Raw genomic sequence first — 23,458 nt, 5'->3', positions numbered from 1 at the left:
GTTACACCAGCTTGCCCGAGATCTTTTCGAGGTGCGCCCAGGCCTCGTCACCGAATTTGCCCTTCCACTCCTTGTAGAAGCTCGTCTTCCCCAGCGCTTCCCGGAATGGCGCCCGGTCGACGTCGATGAATTGAAGCCCTTTCGCGGTCAGTTCCTGACGGAGCGACTCGCTCAGCTTGGCAATGTCTGCCCGCTGGTCGGCAGCGGAGCGGTCGAACTCGCGCGTCACGACCTCACGTACATCCTGCGGCAGACGCTCGAAGGCCCGCTTATTGCCCAGGATCCAGTAGCCGTCCCAGACATGGCCGGTGAGGCTGCATGACTTCTGGACCTCGTAGAGTCGCGTCGTCGCAATGATCGGAAGCGGGTTCTCCTGCCCGTCCACGACCTTGGTCTGCAAGGACGAGTAGACCTCGTTGAAGTTGATGGGCGCCGGGCCCGCATCGAGCGCCTTGAACAGCGAGGTCAGGATCGGAGCCGGTGGGACGCGGATCTTGAATCCTTTCAGGTCCTCGGGCTTCCTGATCTCACGGGTGGATGACGTGATGTGGCGGAAGCCGTTGTCCCAGATCTTGGACACGGTCAGGATTGGAGTCTTGGCGATCTGGGCGCGGATATAGGCTCCAAGCTCGCCATCCATCCCCTGCCAGACCGCATCGTAGGTCGGAAACGCGAAGCCGGTGTTCACGATCCCGGCGATCGGCGCGAAGGTAGCTAGGATCGACGAGGAAAGATTGAAGAACTCGACGCTGCCGTTGCGGACCTGGGTCAGCAGGTCGGTGTCGGAGCCGAGCTGGTTCGCCGGGAACAACTTGATGTCGAGCTTGCCGCCCGTGGCCTCGCGGATACGGTCGATGGCTTCTTGCGCACGGGTGTTGACAGGATGGGTCGGGTCCTGCCCGGTCGCCAGCTTGTAGTTGAACTCGGCGGCAGAGGCGCGCCGGGTGAGGATGCCGCACAGAGGCACTGCAGCGCCGGCAGCGAGCAGGGTTCGGCGGGTGATCTGTGGCGATGTCAGTGTAGTCATGTTCCTCTCCCGTAGTTTGGATCCAGCAACGAGTTGGCTTGCTGGATGGTCCCGGTCTTCACGGAGCGTTCAGGGCCCGGTAGGCCCGGATGACTTGGCTGTCGTCGTCGTTGCCCCCGCCCTGTCCGGAGACGGCGAGGAACATCTGATGGGCGAGTGCCGCAAGCGGCAGCGCCGCCTTCACGTCGCGCCCGGTTTCCAGGACGATGCCGAGATCTTTGACGAAGATGTCCACGGCACTTGTGACCTCAGGCTCGGCTTGCAGCATGCGCGGTCCACGATTCTTCAGCATCCAGCTTGATGCCGAGGAGCCGCTAAGGATGCTCAGCATCACCGCCAGATCGACACCGACCTTGGCAGCCAGCGAGAGTGCTTCGGCCGCGACGGCAATGTGGGCGCCGCAGAGAAGCTGGTTGACGGTTTTCACCATTGCGCCCTGACCAGGCTTCTCACCGACATGGAATATCTTGTCGCCAAGCGCATCGAGCACAGGCTGCGCCGCCTCGACCGCAGCCTGCGGGGCGGCGGCCATGATGGTGAGGGTCGCGTTTTCAGCGCCAACCACTCCGCCGGACACCGGCGCATCGACGAAGCGCCGTCCGGCTTCCAGAACCCGCGCCGCGATCTTTTCAACGGCTCCGGGCGGGCAGGTCGCCATCAGCACCACGATGCCGTTCTCGGGCAATGCTGTAAGCGCGCCATCTGAAAATAGAATGGTCTCCGCCTGCGCGGCGTTCACGACCATGAGCACGAGAATGTCCGCACCCGCGCTTGCCTCGACCGCAGACGCGGCGCGCATTCCGCCCGCCTTCGCGAGTGCTCCGACTGCGGCTTGCCGCATGTCAAAGCCACGGACGGTAAAGCCGCGTGCCACGAGGTTCTTGGCCATGGGCAAGCCCATCGCTCCGAGACCGATGAAGCCGATCGTCGTCATGGGAGTCGCCTCAGTGTGACAGCCACTGTTTGACTCGCCGCGACATCGCATCTGCGGAGATGCCATAGCGTTCATGCAGGGTCGGAAGTGCCCCGGCATCGAGAAACTCGTCGGGCAAAGCGATCTGCCGGAACGCCGGCGGCGTTACCCCGGAACGGAGCAGCAGGCCCGCAATTGCCTCGCCGAGGCCTCCGACGACGGTGTGGTTCTCGGCTACGATTACCATGCGGCCGCTGCGGGCAGCTTCCTTCAGGATCGTCGCCTCATCGAGCGGCTTGATCGTCGGCACATGCAGCACGCCCGCATCGACGCGATCGCCGTGCAGCGCCTCGACGGCTTCGAGCGCCCGCATGGTCATAAAGCCTGAGGAAATGATCAGCGCATCCTTGCCGTCGCGCAGGAGCTTGGCCTTGCCGAGTTCAAAGGTGTAATCGTACTCGTCCAGGATCAGGGGCACGTTGCCGCGCAATAGGCGCATGTAAACCGGGCCGTCATGGGCCGCGATGGCAGGCACGATCTGCTCGATCTCGTGCGCGTCGCAGGGATCGATGATGGTCATGTTCGGCATGCCGCGGAAGATCGCAATGTCCTCCGTGGCCTGATGGCTCGGGCCGTAGCCGGTCGTGAGTCCCGGCAGGGCGCAGACGATCTTCACGTTGAGGTTTTCTTCCGCAATCGCCATGCAGATGAAGTCATAGGCCCGCCGCGCGGCGAACACAGCATAGGTGGTGGCGAACGGCATGAAGCCCTCGCGTGCCATGCCGGCAGCGGCGCTCATCAAGAGCTGCTCCGCCATGCCCATCTGGTAGAAGCGATCAGGATGCGCCTGTGCGAAGATGTGGAGGTCGGTGTATTTGCCGAGATCCGCGGTGAGCCCGACGATCTCAGGTTTGGCCTCGGCTAGAGCTGCCAGCGCATGGCCGAACGGAGCAGGCTTGGTGCGCTGGCCCGCGCCGGCGAGCGAAGCGATCATCGCGGAGGTGGTGAGCCGCGGCTTGTCCGCCGTGCCCTGGCCGCCTTCTCCCTGCTCCCTCAGCCAGGCGGGTCGCGTATATTTTGAGCGTCTCATGCCGTCCTCCCAGTATCGAGTATCTTGAGCGCCTGCTGCCACTCTTGCGGCTCGACACGTAGGAAGTGGTTCCTCTCTCGTTCCTCGAGGAATGGCACGCCCTTCGCCATCTTGGTGTCGCAAATGATGACCCGAGGTTTGGGCTCGGCGCACGTGCGCGCTGCGTCGAACGCTTTGACGAGCGCGTCGATGTCGTTGCCGTCCACACGCTGGACATGCCAGCCGAACGCCTCGAACCGCGCCACCAGTGGCTCGAAGCCGGTGACTTCCGGCGCAGGTCCATCCGCCTGCTGGTTATTGACATCGACGATGCCGATCAGGTTGTCGAGCTTCCAGTGGCTCGCCGACCAAGCACCTTCCCAGATCGACCCTTCGCCCAACTCACCGTCCGAGAAGAGGCAGTAGACGAACGAGTCCGATTTCTTGCGCTTCAGCGCAAGGCAGAACCCAACGGCCAGCGCCAGTCCATGGCCGAGCGAGCCGCCCGTGATCTCCATGCCCGGGGTGTAGGCCGCCATCCCCGACATCGGCAGACGGCTGTCGTCGGAGCCGTAGGTTTCAAGCTCGTCCTCGGGAATGATTCCGGCTTCGATCAGAGCCGCATAGAGCGCAATGGCATAGTGGCCGATCGAGAGCAGAAAGCGATCGCGGCCCTCCCATTGCGGGTCCTCCGGGCGATAGCGCATCGCGTGGAAATACGAAACCGCAAGCACGTCCGCGATCCCGAGCGCTTGGGCGATATAGCCCTGGCCCTGCACCTCGCCCATGCGCAGCGCGTGTCGACGGATGCGATAGGCCCGATCCTCAAGCGACAATTCGTTGGAAATGCCCAGCGGGGCTTTGGCTCGTTCGGCTGTCTGCATTCTATCCTCCTTCACCGACACCGCTGTTCAATGGATGAGCATGCCGCCGTTCACGTCGATGACAGCACCCGTGATGTAAGATGACAGGTCCGACGCCAGGAACAGGCAGGCGTTCGCGACATCATCGGCGACGCCGAGGCGGTTGAGTGGAATGCCTTTAGTGATCTCGGCCTTGAGGTCGTCCGTGAGCTTGCCGCCGGTGATGTCGGTCTGGATGAGGCCGGGCGTGATCGAATTGACACGGATGTTGTCAGGACCGAGCTCACGGGCCATGGCCTTGGCAAGGCCAAGCACACCGCCCTTGGCGGCGCTGTAGTGCGGTCCGCCGAAGATGCCACCGCCACGCTGTGCCGAGACTGACGACATGCACGCGATCGAACCGGAGCGCTGCCGACGCATCTGCGGGATCACGGCCTGGCTCATGAAGAGCGTCCCGCGCAAATTCACGTCCAGCACCGCGTCGTAGTTCTCGGGCTTGATGTCCATGATCTTCAGCGGTTGAGTGATACCCGCATTGTTGACCAGGACGTCAATGCGGCCCAGTTCATCGGTCACCCGCCCAGCTGCATTCAGACAGGCCTGCTTGTCGGTAACGTCACAAGCCAGGCCCAGGTGACCTTCGCCGAGATCGGCTGCAGCCGCTTTTGCCTGACTTTCATCGAGATCCAGAATGGCGACACGGCCACCGTGTTGTGCAAACAGGCGGGCCGTCGCGCGGCCGATCCCGCGCGGAGAGGCCGCTCCCGTGACGATGCAGATCTTGTCAGACAAAAGCATAGATTCCTCTGGGAATGCTGGAAAGGCGTTAATTGGGCCGGACTGATGGCGCAGAAGCGTGGAGGGCCAAGGTCTTCAGCACGGCTAGCCCCGGCCGTGAAAGAGCAGCAAGCGCTCAACCGGTAGTTTCGGCGAGACCGCGATCAGATATTCTTGCCCTTGGACGATCATGGCTTTCCTCCAGCAGAATTCTTCGTTGCCGTTGCGGTACCACGAGACTAAGACCAAGAACAAACGACTTTTTTGCAATGATCGTTGAATGGGTTTCACGAATTGATATGGGACCGTCTGCATCGACGGCAGCTTGGGCCCTCGTGGACTCACCCGTGTCGAGTTGCAACGCCGATCAGTCACTTGCGGCTACGCTGTTCACTACCAAAGGGTAGCTCAATATGAGAAGGCTATGCCTTCCGAGATCACCGTGAGGCCGCTCAAAGAGGGTGAGCACGTCTGGTAAGAACTGTTTACGAAGGTGGCGAGCTAGCCTTGACGCGGCTTGAAACCGAAGCACAACACCAAACGCCCGGGAGATTGCCTGCGGGTGCTTCGATAACGGAAAAGCAGCTATACCGTTCCTTGAGGAAAACCCCGGTGAGTATGAGCTTCTGGCGAGTATGAAAGGAAACGCCAAGCTTCGCACCGGGCGAAATGGTCAGCTTGCAAGAGCGTGGCCGCGAAGGTAGGCGACTGCTCCATGAGTAGTTTCACCGGGCCTGACTTTCAGGTCAGCGGCATGAGATCAATATTGAGCTCGCGCCCGAGCCAATGCGCGAAGATCCGAAGCGTACTTCGCTGCTGGAGAGATTTCGGGAAGACAAGATAGTGGCCGATATAGCGAATGTCCTCCGACCGCCCGGCGAGTGGTGCCACGAGACGACCGTTTAGAATTTCGCGTTCGGCCAGGAGAGTCGACTCGAGCGCTACGCCCAAGCCGTCAGCTGCCGCAGCGATCGCCAGGAAGCTTCGATCGAAGCGGGACCCGCGCGTCATTGGCGGTGTCGCAATCTTGTTCAGTGCGAACCAAGCCGGCCAGCGAACCTGCTTGTTGTCGCTCTGAATGAGCTGCTGATGGAGGAGATCTTCAGGACGCTCGACCGCATCGGCAATGTGCGGCGCGCAGAGCGGCGTGACCGTCTCTTCCCGAAGCGGCAACACCATCAGTCCGTCCTGACGCGGCAGGCCGTAAATGATATCTGCGTCGAACTCATCCGTATCGAAGCTCGCATAGTCGGTTCCTGCCGACAGGCGCACTTCCACCTTGGGTTGCTCGGCAAAGAAGCGAGCAAGGCGGGGAGTCAACCATTGGGCTGCGAAGCTCGGCGCACAGTGAAGGCGAAGCAGGTGTGGCGTGCGCGTGGAGACCAATTCGAGACCGCGACGCAGTTCCTCGAAAGCCCGTTCCGTGTGGCCCATCAAAGCTTCGCCTTCGGGGGTAAGCCGGACATTGCGGCCACTTCGCTCGAACAGCACAACCCCGAGCGAATCTTCCATTTTGCGAATGGCATGGCTGACCGCACTCGGCGACAGGCTCAACTCTGTAGCCGCCGCCTGGAATGACCGGCGGCGCGCTGCGGCTTCGAACACCCGCAGCGTCGAGAGGGGCACGTTGAGCGTCATGTTGCTTGAATGATGAAGCAGATTCACCTGTTCTTGTAAAGAATTCGTTTGCCTTCATTCAGCTGTGAGATGAGTTTGAGCTGCCGACCAGGACAGGTGAGCCATGATCAAGTGAGGCCGGCGGCCGAACCACCGCCGTGAGCGGATCGGCTACGAAAAGTCGTGTCGAGCAAACCAAGGGAGGAGCAGATGAACAATGCTGACAGGACCCCTCGCGTGGTCTTCCTCGACCGGGACACGCTCTCGCCGGAGACGCACTTGCGAGCCCTGGAATTTCCGCACCGCTTGGAGGTGTTCGCGAAGACGGCTCCTTCCGAAGTCCGTGAGCGGATCAGAGATGCCGAAATCGTCATCACCAACAAAGCGCCGGTGCGACGCGAGGACATTGCGAGCGCGCCAAATCTGCGGCTCATCGCCATCGCCGCGACCGGCACCGATATCGTCGACCTCCAGGCCAGCATTGAGCGCGGCATTACCGTCACGAACATCCGCAACTACGCCGTCAACACGGTTCCCGAGCATACCTTTGCTCTGATTTTTGCTCTAAGACGCAGTATCGTCGCCTACCAGGACGCCGTTATCCAGGGTCGCTGGCAAGAGGCCGAACAGTTCTGTTTCTTCGATTTTCCGATCCGGGATCTCGCAGGATCGACATTGGGTATCGTTGGCGACGGCTTCCTCGGCCGAGCCGTTGCGGATCTCGGGCGCGCCTTCGGCATGCGCGTCCTGTTCTCGACCTACAAGGGCGTCAGTGGGATGGGGCCGCTCTACACGCCTTTCGACGAGGTCATGCGGACCAGTGACGTCATTACGCTTCACTGCCCTTTGTTGCCATCAACCCAGAACATGATCTCCGATCGCGAATTCGCCCTCATGGAGCGGCGGCCTCTCCTCATCAACACGGCCCGAGGCGGACTGGTCGACGAATGGGCTCTGGTCGAGGCGTTGGACAGCGGCCAGATCGGCGGCGCCGGTTTCGATGTCGCCACCACGGAGCCTCCGCCGACCGACCATCCATTGATGCGGCTCTCGACGCGACCGAATTTCATTCTGACACCTCATGTGGCCTGGGCCAGCCAGGAGGCCGTTCAGAGCCTTGCCGACCAACTCATCGACAACATCGAGGCATTCTGGTCCGGCCATCCCAGGAACTGCGTGACGCCGTGATGTCTCACTGAAAAGGCCAGCACTCGCCCGTCTGCCCAGACCTCGCACAGGCACTGGGCGATCCAATTCAATGGACGCTCCAAGAGAGCCAAAAACGGAGGAAATCTCCCTATGTCCCTGGTCGATCCTCGCTTGATGGCGAATGCCATCCGTTTTTTGTCCATCGACGCTATCGAACGCGTGGGAGAGGGCCACCCCGGCACGCCGCTGGGCGCCGCCGATACCGTCACTGCCCTGTTCACGCGCCATCTCAAGTTCAATCCGCAGGATCCCCTGTGGTTCGACCGTGATCGCTTCGTGGAGTCGAACGGCCATGGATCGATGCTGCTCTATGCTCTCCTCTATCTGAGCGGCTACGAGAAAATCACCGTCGAGGAGATCAAGAGGTTCCGGGAACTCGGGTCGCGGTGCGAGGGGCATCCGGAGTTCGACCCAACCTGCGGCATCGAAACGACAACAGGCCCGCTCGGCCAAGGCATTGCCAACGCTGCCGGCATGGCCGTTGCCGAGGCTTTCCTGAACAAGTGGCTCGGGTCGGATATCGTCGATCATCATACTTACGCCCTGGTCGGCGACGGCTGCCTGCAGGAGGGTATCGGGCAGGAGGTTATCTCACTCGCCGGGCATTTGCGGCTCGGCAAGCTGGTTTTCCTCTGGGACGACAACAGGATGACCGATGATGGCGGTATCGAGATCGCTATCAGCGATGACATGATGGCGCGCTTCCGCCTCAGCAACTGGCATGTGCAGGAGGTCGATGGCCATGACGTGGAAGCAGTCTCGGCCGCGATCCTGCTGGCGAAGAAAGATCCCCGGCCGTCAATGATCTGCTGCACGACCATCATCGGGCGCGGCCTGCCGGAGGTGGAAGGGACTCGGGCGGCACACAGCGGCCGCATTCAGAGGCAGCTGGGTGATGCGGCACGCCGATACCTCGACTGGCCGCACCCGCGCTTCGAAATCCCCGAGGACATCCTCTCCGCATGGCGTGACGCAGGCCGGCGAAGCGCGCCGGAATACGAAGCATGGACGAGCCGGGTTGCGGCCTTGAGCCTGGACAAGCGCCGGTTGCTCGACCGTCTCCGGGAGGGCCGCCTGCCCGAAGGCTGGGAGGCGCCGTTATGCGCCTTCCGCGAGCATGCTGCCGAGTATCAATCAGCCCAGCATGGGTGGAAGCTGTCGGGCGAGATCGTCGACAGATTGTCCGAAGTCATCCCCGAACTGATCTCCGGTGCACCGGATCTGGAGGGGGCGACGCAGCACAAGCGGCGTCTCAAGCCCTTCACCGCCGCAGACCATGGCGGGCGCTACGTCCACTACGGCATTCGCGAGCACGCCATGGGGGCAATGATGAACGGCATGGCGGCCCACGGTGGCGTCGTGCCGGTCGGCGTCACTTATCTGGTGTTTTCGGATTATCTGCGGCCGACGCTCCGCCTGGCGGCGATGATGAAGCTGCCCGTGCCGTTCGTGTTCACGCATGACTCCATTGGCATCGGCCGCAATGGCCCAACGCACCAGCCGGTGGAATACCTGGCCTCCCTGCGCGCGATTCCCAACATGCTCGTCCTGCGCCCGGCCGATGCGGTCGAGGCGGCGGAATGCTGGGAGATCGCACTCGAGAACCGCACTGGGCCATCATCGCTCATTTTCGCCCGTCAGCCTCTCGAGCCGTTTCGTCAGGACGGCAGTGAAGAAAATCGGTCGCGCCGCGGCGCCTACGTGCTGGGAGAGGCTGCGGGCGGCCCACGGCAGGCCACCATTTTCGCGACCGGGTCGGAAGTGGCCATCGCCATGAAGGCGCGCGCCCGGCTCCAGGCGGATGGCGTGCCGACCGCCGTAGTCTCCATGCCGTCCTGGGAATTGTTCGAAAGACAGGACGAAACCTACCGCCGAGACGTCATGGGCCGCGACACGGTGCGGGTTGCCGTAGAGGCAGCCGTTCGCTTGGGCTGGGATCGCTACATCGGCGAGGATGGCGGCTTTGTAGGAATGAGTGATTTCGGCGCCTCCGGCGCTGAGGACGATCTGTTCGCTCACTTTGGGATCACGCCGGATCGGGTCGTCGAGGAGGTCCGAAAGCGCCTATAGCAAAGTCAGTGCTTGCGTCGGGCGTTCGACCGCTTTGTCAGGTCATGTCTCAGTTTGAATGTGGCAAAGGGCGGCGATCCGCTTGACCCGCCCTCGCATTTCCATTCCGTTCCCATATGCCTAGCGGAAAGTATCGAGACCGGCATGGACCGCATTCGAGCCTTCTCCTCCATATGCCAGGAACGATGCACACGTAGCATCTTGCATCCTTCAAAATCATGGGGCCTGAACGGGAGCGCTCCCCTGGTAAGGTAGATAGCTTAGTCCTCTCGAGCCGCCGTCCAAGGACTTGCAGTGTCCTGCAGTCTCCTAGCGGCTCGCGACGGGCGGTCGATGCTCGATGCCATAGCGGGCATAGATGCCCTGGATGGTCCCATCTGCGATCAGCCGGTCCAGTGCCGCATTGACACTCTCCCGAAGAAGGTTGTCGGAGCCACGCATCCCCACTGCGACATCCCAGGACAGGTCCGCCTCCCGCTCGTAGGCATGCACGAGCTTGATGTTCTGGTTCGGGTGCATCAGGTTGAAATAACCAATTGCGGCCGGCGAAACCGCCGCTCCATCGAGTGAGCCCGCCGCCAGTGCGTCGAGAATTTCGTCCTCGAAGGCGAACGGAATGGTTTGTACGCCTCGCTGGCCGAGGATCATCTGCGCGACGGAGCCCACCTGCACCCCGACGCGCTCGCCAGTCTTGAGGTCCTGGAACGAGCCGGTATTCGTGGCACTGGCAGGCAGAGCAAGTGCAACGCCACTGTGGTGGTAGGGCTTTGAGACGCGTAACCGGCTCTCCGCCTGCACCTCTGGATCAACGATCGTATCGAAAACTATGTCGCAATCCGCTGCGCGGTATTGGTTGGGGGTGACGACCCACGCAACAGCGAGGCTGAGATCGAGCTGCCGGGCAAGCGCCCGAGCCAACTCGATCTGAAAGCCCGGCGGGTCGTCCTTGCGACTTGAGAACGGCAGGGCATTGGCATGAGCACAGACTGTGATGACGCCACGGGATCGGACGGCCTCGAGTGTGCGGGCAGCAACAGGCTCCTGCAGGAGGACGGCCGACGCAACAAGCAGTACCAAGCAAGTCGCCTTTCCCCAGCGGGAACGGACAAAGCCAGGGCTGGATCCCTTATGGTTTGTCCGATAGGCCGCGAATGTAAGCCACGATGGCTTGGATCTGCTCATCGCTGAAGCTCCTCCCAAAGGCCGGCATGCCCGGCGTCTTACCGTTCTTGATGCGGTTGATGATGAATTCGTCGGATTTGTCAGTGCCGGCGAGTTTTGGACCGCGCCCCTGGGCCCGACCGCCACTTTGATGGCACCAGCCACAGGAGGTCGCAAAAACCTTCTCGCCATCGATGCCACCCGGGCTTGGCTGGGCCGTTTGGGCTGGTGCCGCGGAGGTAAATAGCACCAGGACCAAGCTGCAACCGGCGATCGAACACCACCGTTGCGAGTTCAGGACATTCATCGCGTATCTATATGCCGGAGGCGGGAGGTGAGGCTTCGCAGCCTCACCCTGTGCAGGTCAACGCGCGTCGGGTAGCGTGAAGACGACCAGTGCGCCCGAGTCCTTGGGCATGTTGGTGTAGGGTTCCCCGAACAAGGCCGGATATTCGTCTCCGACGAGAGAGCCCCAGCCCGTCATGACCGCGATGTACTGCTTGCCATTTGCACCATAGCTGATGATGCCGCCATTGTGGCCGATGCCGTTGTTGTGGGACCACAGCTCCTTGCCCGTTCGGGCATCGTAGGCATGCAGTATGCCTCGCGTATCGGGGACAAAGACGAGATTGCCGCCGGTCGACAACAGGCTCGCGAGCGGTGGCTCAGGGAAGTCGACCTGCCATTTCTTCTCACCGGTGATGGGATCGCGCGCGCTGACATGGCCGTGCGCTTTCCCGCCTTCAGGATTACGAAGCTTGAAGTTCGCCCCGATATTGAGTTGCGCCATGGGCTCGGTGATCGGAGTGGTTCGCACAACATCGAGATCCATGCACCATTCCTGCCCGACCTTGTAGTAGAGGCTGGTCTGGGGATTGTAGGTGCCGGAATTCCAGCTTACGCCGCCGGGAATCGCCGGACAGAGGTTCTGGTGTGAGCCCTCGACCATGTCGCGCCGCCCGATCAGCTCGCCGGTCTTGGGATCGATATTCTCGACGAAGTTGATATTCTCGACCAGGCGCCAGACATTGGCGACTTTAGCACCGTTCCGATCATAGACGAAGACGAAGCCGCTTTTGTTGGGGTGGACCATCAGCTCGCGGCCATCACGATCGATCATCACGAACTCGCCGACCGCGCTGTCGAAATCCCAGGCATCGTGCGGCAGTTCCTGGTGATAGAACTTCAGCTTGCCGGTATCCGGGTCGAGCCCGATCACGGAACTCGTGTAGAGATTGTCACCGGGCCGCGGGCCCTCCGTCTTCCATTTGGGCCCAGCCCAGTCATAAAGGGGCGACGGGTTGCCGGTGCCCCACCAGACGGTATTGGTCTTGGCGTCATAGGTGCCCGGCATCCAGCCGCCGCCACCGCCGGTTCGCCAGGACTCGCCGCCCCAGGTAGCCTTTGCTTCATCGGTGCCTGCAACGACGAGGAACTCCCATTTCTTTGCGCCGGTGGCGGCATCGACGCCGAAAATTGGCCCCCGATAGGGCCACTCGCCGCCCTGTGCGCCGATGATGACGGTATCTTTTGCAACCAGAGGCGCGCCGGTAAAGCCGACAGTCAGCCGCTTCGAATCGATCAGCTTGGTATCCCAGGCCGGCTTGCCGGTCTTCATGTCGATCGCGATCAGCCGCCCGTCGACAGTGCCGACGAAGACCTTGTCGTTTCCGAGCGCGATACCGCGGTTATAGGGGGAATGGGTTTGGGCTGCGACGAGCTCTTCGTCGAGCTGCGGAAAATACGACCATTTCACCTCGCCCGTTGCACCGTCGAGAGCAAACACACGGCTATACGATCCGGAATAATAGAGCGTGCCGTCGGCCACCAGCGGCATGGACTGCAGGCCGCGTGTCGAGCGGCCCGGCTGGTGCATCCAGGCAACCTTCAACTGGCGAACGTTGTCGGCGTTGATCTGATCGAGCGGGCTGAAATGATACGAGCGGTAGGTGCCGTGATAGGTCAGCCAGTCATTCGCATTCTGCTCATCGGGTTCGGTCAGGCGAGAGGGGGCGATGGCCCCAGCCTGACTTCCTATCAAGGTTACAAGCGCAACGGTACCGCCAAGCAGGGATAGCATGTGGCGACGTGCTGTCATGAGCGTCCTCCCTTGCAGGTCAACGAGGCGCCGCACGATCGTGAATTCGAGTGCTCCAGCCGGAGTGTTGCGATCTACCTGCCCGAAGCATGTGGGCGGGTAGCTCCGCCTCGCTTCCTGTGCTCGTTGGCCTCGATGACGATCGGGACGCCGCTTTCCAAGTACGCCTAATCACAACCCGGACAACGACCTTGGAGCCGAGCCTGTCTGCAGTTGCGCAGCGCCGGCCCAAGCCCGCGTGTAGCCTCTGCCGGCGCAATCAGAAAGCGGCCGGCAGGTCACTTGCACAAGGCAGTATTTTCACAAACCTCGTTAGTGTCAAGTTAATTGAGACAACTAACCAACAAGCTGCGAGACCTTGCTATAGACACCGCCAGCATATCCTGGTGCGTCCCTGGGTTGCCTTTCATTTGAAAACTTATGAAGGCCGATCATCAGTTGCCGGATCTGAATGCAGAAGCGCCCAGCCCCCTTATCCGTGCGCTGCATCACAGAACACTGCGCCTGATCTCTGTAACTTTTAGGGGGAGCTAAGGGCTGCCGCGCGGCCGGCCCACGGCCGCGATCTTCGCCGCGCACGGCGCGGTGGGCAGGGAGAGTCGCATGGCAGACGATGTCACGCCGCTTGGGACGCTGGTCCGCTACTGGAACCTCAGGGTGCCCACGCCTGATGGCACGGCATCGATCTGCGTTAACAGCTACAAGTGCCGTACGCCGGCCTATGGCGGCACGGCGAACGAGGAAAAGATCAAGGACGCGTTCATCGGCGTCAGCAAGAAGAAGATCATCGAGGAGTCCGGCGGCCCATATCCCTATGTCGACGCGTTCGTCGGCAAGGCCTCGCCGGAGACGTTCGAGACGGTGCTGGCGCTTGTCTACAAGTATCGCCAAGCGTTCGTCTCGGCATACGGCAAGACGCAGACCGAACCATACAAGACCTGCGCGAAGATCCTCGGCTCCGATGCAAAGCCGGAGCCGATGCTGCAGACCTTCTGCGACAAGTATATGGGACTCGACTGCAACGGCTTCGTCGGCAACTTCGTCGCCAGGGCGAACCACGCCCTCAAGCTGAAGGCGAACTCCTCGATCCAGCACGAATTCTTCCACAAGAAGACGGTGTTGCGTACGAGCGCCGACGAGGTGCAGGCCAGGGACCTGATCATCTGGTCCAATTTCCAGCACATCGCCTCGGTCGATGCGGGCCTGAACGGCGAGTTCTTCGTCTGCCAATCGACCGCCGGAGGCCCGCAGGCGAGCCGGAACAGCTTCGTTTATCACCCCAAGCAAAAGCTGTTCACGATCGAGCCGTCACCGGTGAGGTTCGTCGGCAAGGTGCACATCGTCTCGGTCGGACTGAGCTGAGCGGCAGGGCTGCTCCGGCGGCAGCAGTACAGCGGAATCGCCGGCGAGATGATGCATCCGCTCGGTCTTGGGAGCTTTGTCAGGCCGTCTATCTGCCGGAAGAGCACGGCGCTGTGCAGGCGCCCTTCGCTAGTACGACTTATTTTGTTGCTGGAGAGCCTGCAATTTTCGGCAGTGCTCGCATGCAGTCCGCCTCGCGGCCCTGTTCGGCGTAGGTTTTCGCCTCGGCGAGTGCGGCCATCGCGCGATTCATGGGAGCGGGCGGCAGCGCGGCACTTTCCGGCCCGGCGGTCTCCGGGGGAGCGGGTCTGTTGGCAGGCAAGCGCTCGACCGTGGACGAAGGCTCTGCCGGAGTCCGAGCCGAGCTGGCTGCCTCCGACTGCGCAGCAGCCACGTCCGGAGCGGCAGGGCGGTTCGCTGGAATACGGCTGCTAGCGTCCGCGGGCGGATTGACCAGGGAAGTATCGCCGGACGCAGAGGGTTGGGGGGTGCCCGTTATGGCGGGACCCGCGCCCTCCTGCTTTGCAGTGATCTCCGTTTCAAGTTCTGCAATCCGTTCCTTGCAGCTCTGTGCCCAGGCAGGATAAGCGACAGTACCCGCCATCAACAGACCAAGACCAATGAGGTTTATCCGTGAGTCACGCATAATTTTCCTCCATCAAAGCAGTGGGTCTGGATCAATACGCTCTGGAGCCGCGGGTTCCACCATGCAGAATCGTTTAAGTTGTAGCCAAAGGCGTAACTGTTACTGAGCATCTTCCGCCTGCTTACGCAGTCCTGGCGGCTTATTGGCTCCCCAGCCCGAAGAGGCACCAAGGCCGGCCGCCAGCCTTGGCAGCGCAGGCTACAAAGCAAAGTCGTCAAGGCCGGCTCTCTCCGATCTGCTGGTAGATCCGGGCAAGTTCGCCAAAGGCGAGCTTGGTACGATTCTTGTCCTCTGCGATCAGCCCCTTTCGATTGAATCCGCGCTGGACGCTGCTCTGCCGCCTTTCCGATCGAAAGTCGTAGAGCAGCCATGGCGATACTCCGCAGACGTAAGATGCTCTCGCCAGCATCTCGAATTGCTGGCGATAGATTTGGGCTTGGCGCTCTTCGCTGAACAGGGGTGCTGACGGGTCTCGCAGGCCAGCAAGCGCATCGGCACCTACTTCGCTGATGAGCACTGGCTTGCCAGGGAAGGAATGTTCGAGGAAGCGAGCGAGCCCCGGCAGGTCCGGATCGTACCACCCGAAGTACTGATTGATCCCGATCACGTCCAAGCTCGACGTAACGCTATCCTTGATCATACCACCCTGGAGGGTGCAAGCGGCGGTCACAAGTCGGGTCGGATCCATATGGCGCGCCATATCGGCAAGCCTCGACAGGAAGTGGGTACGTTCGACCGTGTCCGGTGTCTCGTTGCCGATGCTCCAGAGGATAACGCTCGCTCGATTGCGGTCTCTCCTGATCAGCTCCTGCATCTGGTTCTCGGCATCCCGATAGGTCTCATCGGATGCGAAGTCCACGTTCCAATAGACAGGGATTTCTTCCCAAAGGAGAAGGCCTCTCTCGTCGGCGGTCTTCGCCACGTTCTCGTGATGAGGATAATGCGTCAGGCGAAGAAAATTGCAGTTCAAGGCACGCGCATGTCCAAAGCGGCGCTCCACGTCCTCCCGGGTGGATGACTTGCCCAGAGCAACATCGTCCTCGTGCGCGCAGATTCCCCGTAAGTAGATAGGAGCTCCGTTCAGGAGCAGCTGCGGTCCGTCCGCGCGGATCTCCCTGAAGCCGATTTGGTCCTCCACGAGATCATTTCCAAACCGGGTCACGACGCGATAGAGCTTCGGGGACGCGGGCGACCACAGAGCTGGTGTCACCGCGACGACGGCCGCGCCCCTCCCGGCAGAGACCGGAACTGGGATCTCGATGTCAAGTTCGGGAATGGAAACATGGGCTGTCCCGTCGGTCGGGTCCGATAACGTGACCTCCGCGAGCAGAGTGAACCGACCGCCGTCCGGAACGAGCGATACGGTCGCGTCCAGGATGAAGAGTGCCGGAAGCCGAACGAGGTGGACCTCCCGGTAGAGACCTCCATAGTTGAACCAGTCGAAACGCTCCGGAGGGATTCGATTGGCAAGTCGCTGATTGTTCACGGCGATCTGCAATCGATTGGCACCGGTTTCAAGGGCATCTGTCAGTTCGACGCAGAATGGAGTTGAAGCACCGCGGTGCCGGCCGAGAGGGTAGCCGTTGAGATAGACGCGCGCCTCGTAGGCAGCTGCGCCGACGTAGAGAACGACGCGCTCATCGGTGCGCCTTTGCTGCCATTCAAAGCTGCGGGTGTACCAACCCGTTCCTTCAAAGAAACGCCACTCCGGACGAAGGACGTTCCAGCACGAGGGCACGTGGACTATCTCGCCTCCTGCGATATCGTAGTCCCGTGGAAGCTCCCATTCGATGGGCCTCTTCTCGTCGAGAGCCGCCCAATTCTGATTCAGTCCCTCGCCGAACAGGTCGAGCGTCAGGGACCATGGGCCATCCAGGTGCTCTGGCCTGCGGCCTGCGAGCATTACCAGCGTGTCAGCTCCGATAAGAGCCCCCTCCGGTCCGTTCTCGCATGAGTTCGACCGCGGCGACATCAGAATGCTCCATGAACCGGCTCAAACGGGAGAGGGGGCGGATTGACCGAATTCCGTAGAATCTTCCGACTTGCAAGCTTCCAAATGTTCGCGAATGCTCTCGTGTGCTGGCTATCGACAAGTCAATCCCGAGATTATAGCCGTTTCAGCAGGCTCTGAAACCTTGACTGAGCCGTAAAGCACGCGCATACTTTCTTGTGACGTGGTGCCGGCGGCAGTCGACACACCCGTTTGGCGTGTCGCAACGCTGCGTAACAACGTCCGCAAATCAATGGGAGGAGATCGATGTCCCGATATGTGAGAAGCGCACTGCTGAGTGCGCTGGCGGCGACGTGCGTCCTGTCGACGGGGGCCCTCGGACAGGAGGTCAAGGTCGCTTCCAAATGGGGCGACATGCAAACGGTGACACAGGACCTCCTGAACCGCGCGGCGTCGGACGGCAACAATTTCCTGCACACGAACGGCGATTACTTCCAGAACCGCTACTATCCCAACCGCCAGATTAATACGACGAATGTATCGAAGCTGCGGCCGGCATGGATTTTCCAGACCGAGGTGAAGGAGTCGCTCGAGACCAGCCCGATCGTCATCAACGGCGTGATGTACGTGACGACCTCTTTTAACCACGTCTATGCCCTCGACGCGAGGACGGGCGAGGAGATTTGGCACTTCAAGCACAAGATGGGGCCGATTACGGTCTTCTGCTGCGGCCCGAACAACCGGGGTGTCGCCGTCTACGGCGACATGGTCTACATGGCGACCCTCGACTCCAAGCTCCTCGCTCTCGACGCGAAGACCGGGAAGCTCATCTGGGAAACCGAGATTGCCGATCCGGAGTTAGGCTATAGCGAGACGATGGCGCCGACTGTGGTGAACGGCAAGGTGCTGATCGGGACGAATGGCGGCGAGTACGGCATCCGCGGCTTCGTGAAGGCCTACGACGCCAAGACGGGCAAGGAGATCTGGACGTTCAATACAGTCCCGGAGAACTCGGTCGGCGTGTGGGCGAAAACGGACGCAACCGGGCGCGACATGCACAGGGATATCGAAGCCGAGAAGTCCACGCTGGCGAAATCCGGCGATCCCTACAAGGCTCTCGGGGGCGGTGTCTGGCAGAACCCGGCAGTCGACCTGGAAACGAACCGCATCTACTTCATGGTCGGGAATCCCTCTCCCGATCTCGACGGCTCGCTGCGTCCCGGCGACAACCTCTACACCAATTCGCTCGTGTCAGTGGATCTCGACACAGGACGATACGTCTGCCATTTCCAGTACATCCCCCATGATGTTTGGGACCTCGACGCGGTCAGCCCGGCGGTGATCACCAACGTGAAGGACAAGGAGGGGCGGACGATCAAGGGCATCCTTCACGCCAACAAGACCGGCCATGTCTACGTGCACGATGCCAAGGATTGCAGTCTGGTGCGGTTCTCCGAAGCGATGGTGCCGCAGGAAAACATGTGGGTGCTTCCAACCAAGGAAGGGGCGCGCATGCTGCCGGGCGCCAACGGCGGTGTGGAATGGTCTCCGATGGCGATCAACCCTAATTTAGGCCTGACCTACGCCATCAATCTCCACCAGCCGATGACTTACCATGTGGAGAGCTCGCCTTATCCGTCCGGCAAGCTTTGGCTCGGGGGCGCCTTCAAGGTAATTCCAGCGGAAGAGCAATGGGGCAATGTCACGGCGGTCGATTATAACACCGGCAAGATCCGGTGGCAGGTGAAGACACCGCAGCCGATGATCGGCGGCATTCTCACGACCGCCGGCGGCCTGGTGTTCACCGGCGAGGGGAACGGACACTTCAAGGCCTATGACGCGGAAACCGGGGCGACGCTCTGGAAGTTCCAGGCAGGCGCCGGAGTGAATGCTCCGCCCTCATCCTACACGGTGGACGGCAAGCAATTCATCGTGGTAGGCGCAGGCGGGAACACGCAGATCGACTACAAGCGCGGCAACAACATTATCGCGTTCACCCTCCCGGACTGAGACGGACTGCAGGCGCACTTGATGAAGTGATCGGACGGGGTCGAATGGCCCCGCCTTTCGTCTTGTGATGACATGGTCGATTGGAGAGTTCGACGATGCCGGGACGAAGACGTGCGGCGAGAGTTTTCGCGATACTCATCGCCATGAGCATGGACATAACGCCTGTTCTTGCTCAAAATCTCGAGGAGAAGGCTCAGATCTGCTCCGCATGCCACGGCGAGAACGGCGTTCCGCAGGAGAGGACGACGCCGATTATCTGGGGCCAGCACCAAGGGTACACGTATATCCAGCTTCGCGACTACAAGCGCGGCACGCGCAAGGATGAGCAGATGACCGCGATCGTCGCCGACATGGACCGCAACGACATGATGGCGCTGGCGGAGTATTTTTCGAAGAAGCCTTGGCCGAACTTGCAACAGCTCCGGGCGGACGAGGCGACGACCATGAGAGCGCTTCGCGCCAATGTGGCCGTGAACTGCACCGGATGCCATCTTGGCGAGTATCAGGGCGACGGGACAGTGCCGCGTCTGGCTGGACAGAGCGCCGAATATATGTCCAAAACCATCGCGCAGTTTCGAACGCGGGAGCGGGCCAACAATCCCGGGATGTCCGACCTCATGATCGCTACGTCGCCTGACGATCTCGCGGCTCTTGTTGCCTATCTGGCCGGCCGCTGAGGCTCAGCGTCCAATAGAACCTGGCGCAATTCGTCGCGTGGCGCTAAGTCAACGGCGAGCTTGCCATCTCGATCCCGGAGGTTGGCGTTGGCGCCGGCCTTCAGCAACGTCTCAACCACTTCCGTGTGCCCCTGCTCAGCAGCGATCATTAGGGCAGTCCGGCCTCGGTTGTCGGCTTTGTCGACCTCTGCTCCCAAGGCCAGGAGCATGGTCACGAGTTCGACCGCGTCTTGCTCGGGCACATCGTCCGCGTGACCAGCTGCCCACATCAGGACGGTGAGGTCGTTTCCATAGGGGGTGTTCACGTCTATGCCAGTTGCCAGCAAGCGCGCGACAATGGGTGAGAAGCCCCGCGCGGCTGCGTACAGGATCGGCGTCTTGCCCATCGTGTCCTTGAGATTGGGATCGGCGTGACGCGCCAGCAGCATTTCGACCGTCTCGCTGCTGCCGTGATAGGCCGCGGCGGCAAGTGGGGAAACGCCTGCGCGCCCGGAGAGATTCACCTCGGCACCCTCGTTGACAAGCAGCTGGGCAAGCCGGCCACGATTGGCCTCGACGGCCAGGAAAAGCGGCGTCGATCCCTGGATGTTACGGGTATTCACGTCCGACCCATTCTCGATGAACAGCTTGGCAAGCGGCACTGTTCCAGCGCGAGCCGCACGACCCAGTGGCGTGTTACCCTCGCGGTCGCGCGCCAGAGGCGATGCACCGGCCTCAAGAAGTCGGCGGGCAAGGGCTTCGCACCCATGGTCTGCTGCGGCGAAGAGGAGATTGTTGATCTCGATCGAGGTCGAGTCATACCGGGAGGTCTCATATCGCCGCTCGAGATCAGGACAGAGCAGTACATCGGCGCGGCTCGCACTCGAAAGGGATGTGCAAGGGAGTGCGATAGCAAGAGCCAGCCAACCTGGCTTCGGGAACCGACGCTGCAAGCGCAAGAGCTGAACCTCCCTCTCGAGGGGTCGTTCTCTGAAAACAAATCGCAGAAAGCAGGAATTGCCAAGTCCTTCAGCGGCAATTCCATTCCTTCGGGCCTGCATTCTCGTCCTGCCCGCTGCGGCGTGTCTCACGTTCGGCTGTCGGGAGCTTACAAGGGACCTATCCTGTGTGCCTGACGAGCGCTGAGGCTTCAAGGTGGGCTCTCGCCATTCCGTATGCCTTGAGAAAACAGGTTCGATGGGCCTAGGAAGGTTCATCCTGCTGGGATACGCTGCGTCAAAACACGGGAGCGACTGAGGCCATCATGCAGTTGCTGTGCCGCAGTAAGGTGTCAACGATTTTGGTGATGCTTGGGCTGTGCCTTGCCGCATCGGTGGACGCGGCGCAGACCGGCCTCGTGTTCGTCAGCAACGAGCGCAGCAACACGATTACGATCCTGAATTCCGCGGATGAGGTAGTAGGATCCTTCAAGACCTGCGGACGCCCGCGAGGGCTACGCCTCACGCCTGATCGGAAACAGCTTATTGTGGGGTGCGGGAGCGACGATACGGTCGCCCTCTACGACGTCGCCACTCAGAAGCTGACCCGGCGCTTCCGCAACATTGCGGATCCGGAGACCTTCGATCTTCATCCGAACGGGCACGACCTCTACGTATCGAACGAGGATGATTCCGAGGCGACGGTCCTCAACCTGCAGACAGGCGCCGTCACGGCGCGTTTTCCGACCGGCGCAGAGCCGGAAGGCGTCCTAATAACGCCGGACGGCCGCTATGCCTTCGTCGCCTCCGAGGCCGCGAGCCTCGTTCATGTAATCGAGGTCGAGGCACAGAAGATCATCAAGAACATCCTCGTCGGTACCCGCCCGCGACGCTTCGCGCTCTCCCCGGACGGGCACGAGCTCTGGGTGTCGGCGGAGCTGTCCGGGACCGTCGATATCATCGACATCGGGGTGCTGAAGGTGGTCGGTACGGTTTCGTTCCTGCCTCGGGGCATGCGCCGGGAGAACGTGACCCCCGTTGACCTCGTGATGACCCGCGATGGCCAGCGGGCCTATGTGGCGCTTGGCCGTGCCAACCACGTGGGCGTGGTGGATGTGCCTCGGCGCAAGGTCATCGATTATATCCTGGTCGGCCGACGACCCTGGGGGCTGCGCCTGACAAAGGACGAACGCAAGCTTTACGTAGCGAATGGTTTATCCGATGATCTCTCGATCATTGATACGACGACCGGACGGGTGCTGAAATCCGTTCCCGTCGGTATGGTGCCCTATGCAATCGCCGTTGACGATGATTAGGCGAGCTCTTCGCGCTCTGTCGATCGTCGTCTGCGCCTTGGCTGCGTCAATCTGCCAGCCGCGAGTTGCATCCTCAAGCGAGATTCGCATCATCGCAATTGAGCGCGAGGACGATGCTTTTTACGAACCGATAAGCACTTCAGATGGTCTCTACCGGTTACAGCGGTACCGGCCCTTTGTGGGTGCGGAACTCGGCGTCGCCGATATCCGTCCCCTCGGCATGGCGGCGGATGTCACATTCCGGCTTGAACGCTGGTCTCTGCCGCCAGAGGGCAGCATCGAGACTTCGATCCGTCAAGCTGCGTCCCAGGGTATCGCAGCGGTTCTCCTGGACCTCGCGGCCGAGGATCTCAAGCTCGCCGCTAGGGCAATGCCCTCGGGAAAAATTGCGCTCTTCAACATTCGCGAGCAGAGCGACGATCTTCGCCGCGACGTGTGCGGCACGGATCTTTTCCACATCATTCCGAGCCAGTCTGGACTCACTGATGCACTGGCCCAGTTCGTCGTGCGCCGAAACTGGCGCAAGATCCTGATGATGGTGGGACCAGAGGAGAGCGACGCAACCCTGGCAAAGAGCTTCGAGCGTTCCGCCAGGAAATTCGGGGCACGGATCGTCGACACCAAGCCTTTCATTTTAGGCAACGATCCGCGGAGTCGAGAGCGGACAAACGTTGCCTTGATGACCAGCGCTGTCGACTACGACGCGCTCTTTCTTGCGGATACGGTCGGCGATTTCGGCCGGTTCGTGCCTTATCGGATGAGCCGCCCGCGCCCGGTCTTCGGCACGGAAGGACTGCAGGCCTCCGGCTGGTACTTCATGTCCGAGCGCTACGGCGCACCGCAGCTGAACCGTCGCTTCGACCGTCTGGCGCATCGTCAGATGACCGATTCTGACTGGAGCGCCTGGGTGGCCGTTCGGACGGTGGGTGAGATTGTTGCCCGCACGGCGGCGAGGGCACCCTCTGACATCGTCCGCAATCTGCGCGAGGGAGCCGTCCCCATTGAGCTGTCTAAGGGCGTGACGGGGTCATTCCGAGAGTGGGATCAGCAGTTGCGGCAGCCTATCATGCTGCACACCTATAATGCCGTCATTGATTTTGCCCCCCTCGATGGTTTTCTGCATGAGCACTCGACCCTCGATACACTTGGTCTAGAAAGCCGAGATGTGCCCTGTGGCCGCCGGTAGGAGGTGCAAACGTATGATCGCGGCGAAGGTCCGGTCCTGGCCGTCTCGGTCATTGGGGGCTCCTGTCTTGAGGTGGAGGTTGCAAACCCCTTGATCGTCGAGACAGGACCCGGCCCTGTCATCGGCAGCCCTTCAGCGGAGTGCCCTACTCCAAGTCATTGCACTGCCCCTGTGCCCAGTGCCATCCCGCACGAGCGGGTCCATTCTCTGATCGGTTTCCAGACCTCGCACAATGTGATCCGACGAGGGTCGACAACGGGCTAAAAGCAAAACGGCTCGATGCGATTACAGCCGCTTTGGGCTTGTGTGTCCAAGCTTCCGTGAGGTTGCCGAGCCATGATGCTCAAAGGATTTTCCGCCTTCCCGATCATGCCCTGCGGCTCTGATGGACGGGTCGATACCGGTGCACTGCGCCGACTGCTCGCTCTGCTGCTGGCGGCGGAGGTCGACTCGATTGAGCTTCTGGGCAGTACGGGCAGCTATGCGTAACTCACCCGCGAGGAGCGCCGGTGTGCCCTGTAGGTTGGGGGCGAGGAAACGGCAGGAAGGGTCCCGATCCTCCTACAGCCCTGACTTGAACCCGATCGAG

The 23,458-nt window shown here is 61.3% G+C and carries 20 protein-coding genes; 8 read left to right on the top strand and 12 right to left on the bottom strand.

All coding sequences use genetic code 11. The features are described from left to right. Position 1 precedes the first annotated feature (1 nt). From BN1233_RS22520 to BN1233_RS22495, 6 genes are all read right to left on the bottom strand, one after another. Complete coding sequence (locus BN1233_RS22520) at positions 2-1,027, bottom strand: TRAP transporter substrate-binding protein (protein WP_046865890.1); 1,026 nt, start codon at positions 1,025-1,027, stop codon at positions 2-4. A 58-nt stretch (positions 1,028-1,085) separates the two neighbouring features. Beyond that, positions 1,086-1,961, bottom strand: a complete 876-nt coding sequence (locus BN1233_RS22515) for an NAD(P)-dependent oxidoreductase (RefSeq protein ID WP_046865889.1) — start codon at positions 1,959-1,961, stop codon at positions 1,086-1,088. 10 nt (positions 1,962-1,971) lie between these two features. Continuing rightward, a complete protein-coding gene (locus tag BN1233_RS22510) occupies positions 1,972-3,030 on the bottom strand; it encodes a transketolase family protein (RefSeq protein ID WP_046865888.1) in 1,059 nt (352 codons plus the stop codon). After that, positions 3,027-3,893 carry a transketolase gene (locus BN1233_RS22505; protein WP_046865887.1) on the bottom strand — a complete coding sequence of 289 codons (867 nt, stop codon included), beginning with the start codon at positions 3,891-3,893 and terminating at the stop codon, positions 3,027-3,029. Before BN1233_RS22505 ends, BN1233_RS22510 begins: the two co-directional genes overlap by 4 nt. Before the next feature lie 27 nt (positions 3,894-3,920). Further along, positions 3,921-4,670: an SDR family NAD(P)-dependent oxidoreductase gene (locus BN1233_RS22500; protein WP_046865886.1), complete on the bottom strand. Its 750-nt coding sequence runs from the start codon at positions 4,668-4,670 to the stop codon at positions 3,921-3,923. A gap of 720 nt (positions 4,671-5,390) precedes the next feature. Continuing rightward, positions 5,391-6,287: a LysR substrate-binding domain-containing protein gene (locus BN1233_RS22495; RefSeq protein WP_046866137.1), complete on the bottom strand. Its 897-nt coding sequence runs from the start codon at positions 6,285-6,287 to the stop codon at positions 5,391-5,393. Positions 6,288-6,476: 189 nt separating this feature from the next. Here BN1233_RS22495 and BN1233_RS22490 point away from each other — a divergent pair, with 189 nt between their 5' ends. Next, entirely contained in the window at positions 6,477-7,454 is a 978-nt protein-coding gene (locus BN1233_RS22490; protein WP_046865885.1) for a D-2-hydroxyacid dehydrogenase, read from the top strand. 111 nt (positions 7,455-7,565) lie between these two features. Then, on the top strand, positions 7,566-9,545 hold the full coding sequence (gene tkt / locus BN1233_RS22485) for a transketolase (protein WP_046865884.1): 1,980 nt from the start codon (positions 7,566-7,568) through the stop codon (positions 9,543-9,545). A 309-nt stretch (positions 9,546-9,854) separates the two neighbouring features. On the opposite strand, the gene BN1233_RS22480 is transcribed toward tkt, so the two are convergent. From BN1233_RS22480 to BN1233_RS22470, 3 genes are read right to left on the bottom strand one after another with little or no spacing between them, the layout of a single operon-like run. Next, complete coding sequence (locus tag BN1233_RS22480) at positions 9,855-10,622, bottom strand: substrate-binding periplasmic protein (RefSeq protein WP_046865883.1); 768 nt, start codon at positions 10,620-10,622, stop codon at positions 9,855-9,857. Between the two features lie 49 nt (positions 10,623-10,671). Further along, positions 10,672-11,013 (bottom strand): c-type cytochrome, encoded by a 342-nt coding sequence (locus tag BN1233_RS22475; RefSeq protein WP_046865882.1) that lies wholly within the window; start codon positions 11,011-11,013, stop codon positions 10,672-10,674. 57 nt (positions 11,014-11,070) lie between these two features. Next, a complete protein-coding gene (locus BN1233_RS22470; RefSeq protein ID WP_046865881.1) occupies positions 11,071-12,804 on the bottom strand; it encodes a pyrroloquinoline quinone-dependent dehydrogenase in 1,734 nt (577 codons plus the stop codon). 603 nt (positions 12,805-13,407) lie between these two features. On the opposite strand from BN1233_RS22470, the gene BN1233_RS22465 reads away from it, so the two are divergent. Beyond that, positions 13,408-14,166 (top strand): hypothetical protein, encoded by a 759-nt coding sequence (locus tag BN1233_RS22465; RefSeq protein ID WP_046865880.1) that lies wholly within the window; start codon positions 13,408-13,410, stop codon positions 14,164-14,166. A gap of 860 nt (positions 14,167-15,026) precedes the next feature. On the opposite strand, the gene BN1233_RS22455 is transcribed toward BN1233_RS22465, so the two are convergent. Then, a complete protein-coding gene (locus BN1233_RS22455; protein ID WP_046865878.1) occupies positions 15,027-16,784 on the bottom strand; it encodes a glycoside hydrolase family 2 protein in 1,758 nt (585 codons plus the stop codon). A 285-nt stretch (positions 16,785-17,069) separates the two neighbouring features. Between BN1233_RS22455 and BN1233_RS22450 the strand changes: the two genes are divergently transcribed. Both BN1233_RS22450 and BN1233_RS22445 read left to right on the top strand, forming a co-directional pair. Further along, the gene (locus BN1233_RS22450) at positions 17,070-18,773 is read left to right on the top strand and encodes a pyrroloquinoline quinone-dependent dehydrogenase (RefSeq protein WP_046865877.1); all 1,704 of its coding nucleotides are present in this window, start codon (positions 17,070-17,072) and stop codon (positions 18,771-18,773) included. Positions 18,774-18,868: 95 nt separating this feature from the next. Then, positions 18,869-19,450, top strand: coding sequence for a c-type cytochrome (locus BN1233_RS22445; protein WP_244470753.1), 582 nt, complete (start codon positions 18,869-18,871; stop codon positions 19,448-19,450). Here the strand turns inward: BN1233_RS22445 and BN1233_RS43210 are convergent. Next, a complete protein-coding gene (locus BN1233_RS43210; RefSeq protein WP_187144346.1) occupies positions 19,432-20,388 on the bottom strand; it encodes an ankyrin repeat domain-containing protein in 957 nt (318 codons plus the stop codon). The two genes, BN1233_RS22445 and BN1233_RS43210, sit on opposite strands and share 19 nt — an antisense overlap. 347 nt (positions 20,389-20,735) lie before the next feature. Here BN1233_RS43210 and BN1233_RS22435 point away from each other — a divergent pair, with 347 nt between their 5' ends. After that, a complete protein-coding gene (locus tag BN1233_RS22435) occupies positions 20,736-21,683 on the top strand; it encodes a PQQ-dependent catabolism-associated beta-propeller protein (RefSeq protein ID WP_048708328.1) in 948 nt (315 codons plus the stop codon). A 157-nt stretch (positions 21,684-21,840) separates the two neighbouring features. Here BN1233_RS22435 and BN1233_RS47150 read toward each other — a convergent pair whose 3' ends face one another. Continuing rightward, the gene (locus tag BN1233_RS47150; protein ID WP_147707444.1) at positions 21,841-22,140 is read right to left on the bottom strand and encodes a hypothetical protein; all 300 of its coding nucleotides are present in this window, start codon (positions 22,138-22,140) and stop codon (positions 21,841-21,843) included. On the opposite strand from BN1233_RS47150, the gene BN1233_RS47145 reads away from it, so the two are divergent. Then, the gene (locus BN1233_RS47145; RefSeq protein WP_147707443.1) at positions 22,117-22,869 is read left to right on the top strand and encodes a type 1 periplasmic-binding domain-containing protein; all 753 of its coding nucleotides are present in this window, start codon (positions 22,117-22,119) and stop codon (positions 22,867-22,869) included. The genes BN1233_RS47150 and BN1233_RS47145 overlap by 24 nt on opposite strands. Positions 22,870-23,205: 336 nt before the next feature. Next, the gene (locus BN1233_RS46060) at positions 23,206-23,358 is read left to right on the top strand and encodes a hypothetical protein (protein WP_187144345.1); all 153 of its coding nucleotides are present in this window, start codon (positions 23,206-23,208) and stop codon (positions 23,356-23,358) included. Positions 23,359-23,458 lie beyond the last annotated feature (100 nt).

Origin of the sequence: Microvirga massiliensis (assembly GCF_001006805.1) — a bacterium.
Taxonomy (GTDB): domain Bacteria; phylum Pseudomonadota; class Alphaproteobacteria; order Rhizobiales; family Beijerinckiaceae; genus Microvirga; species Microvirga massiliensis.
This window is presented reverse-complemented; position numbering and strand designations above follow the sequence as displayed.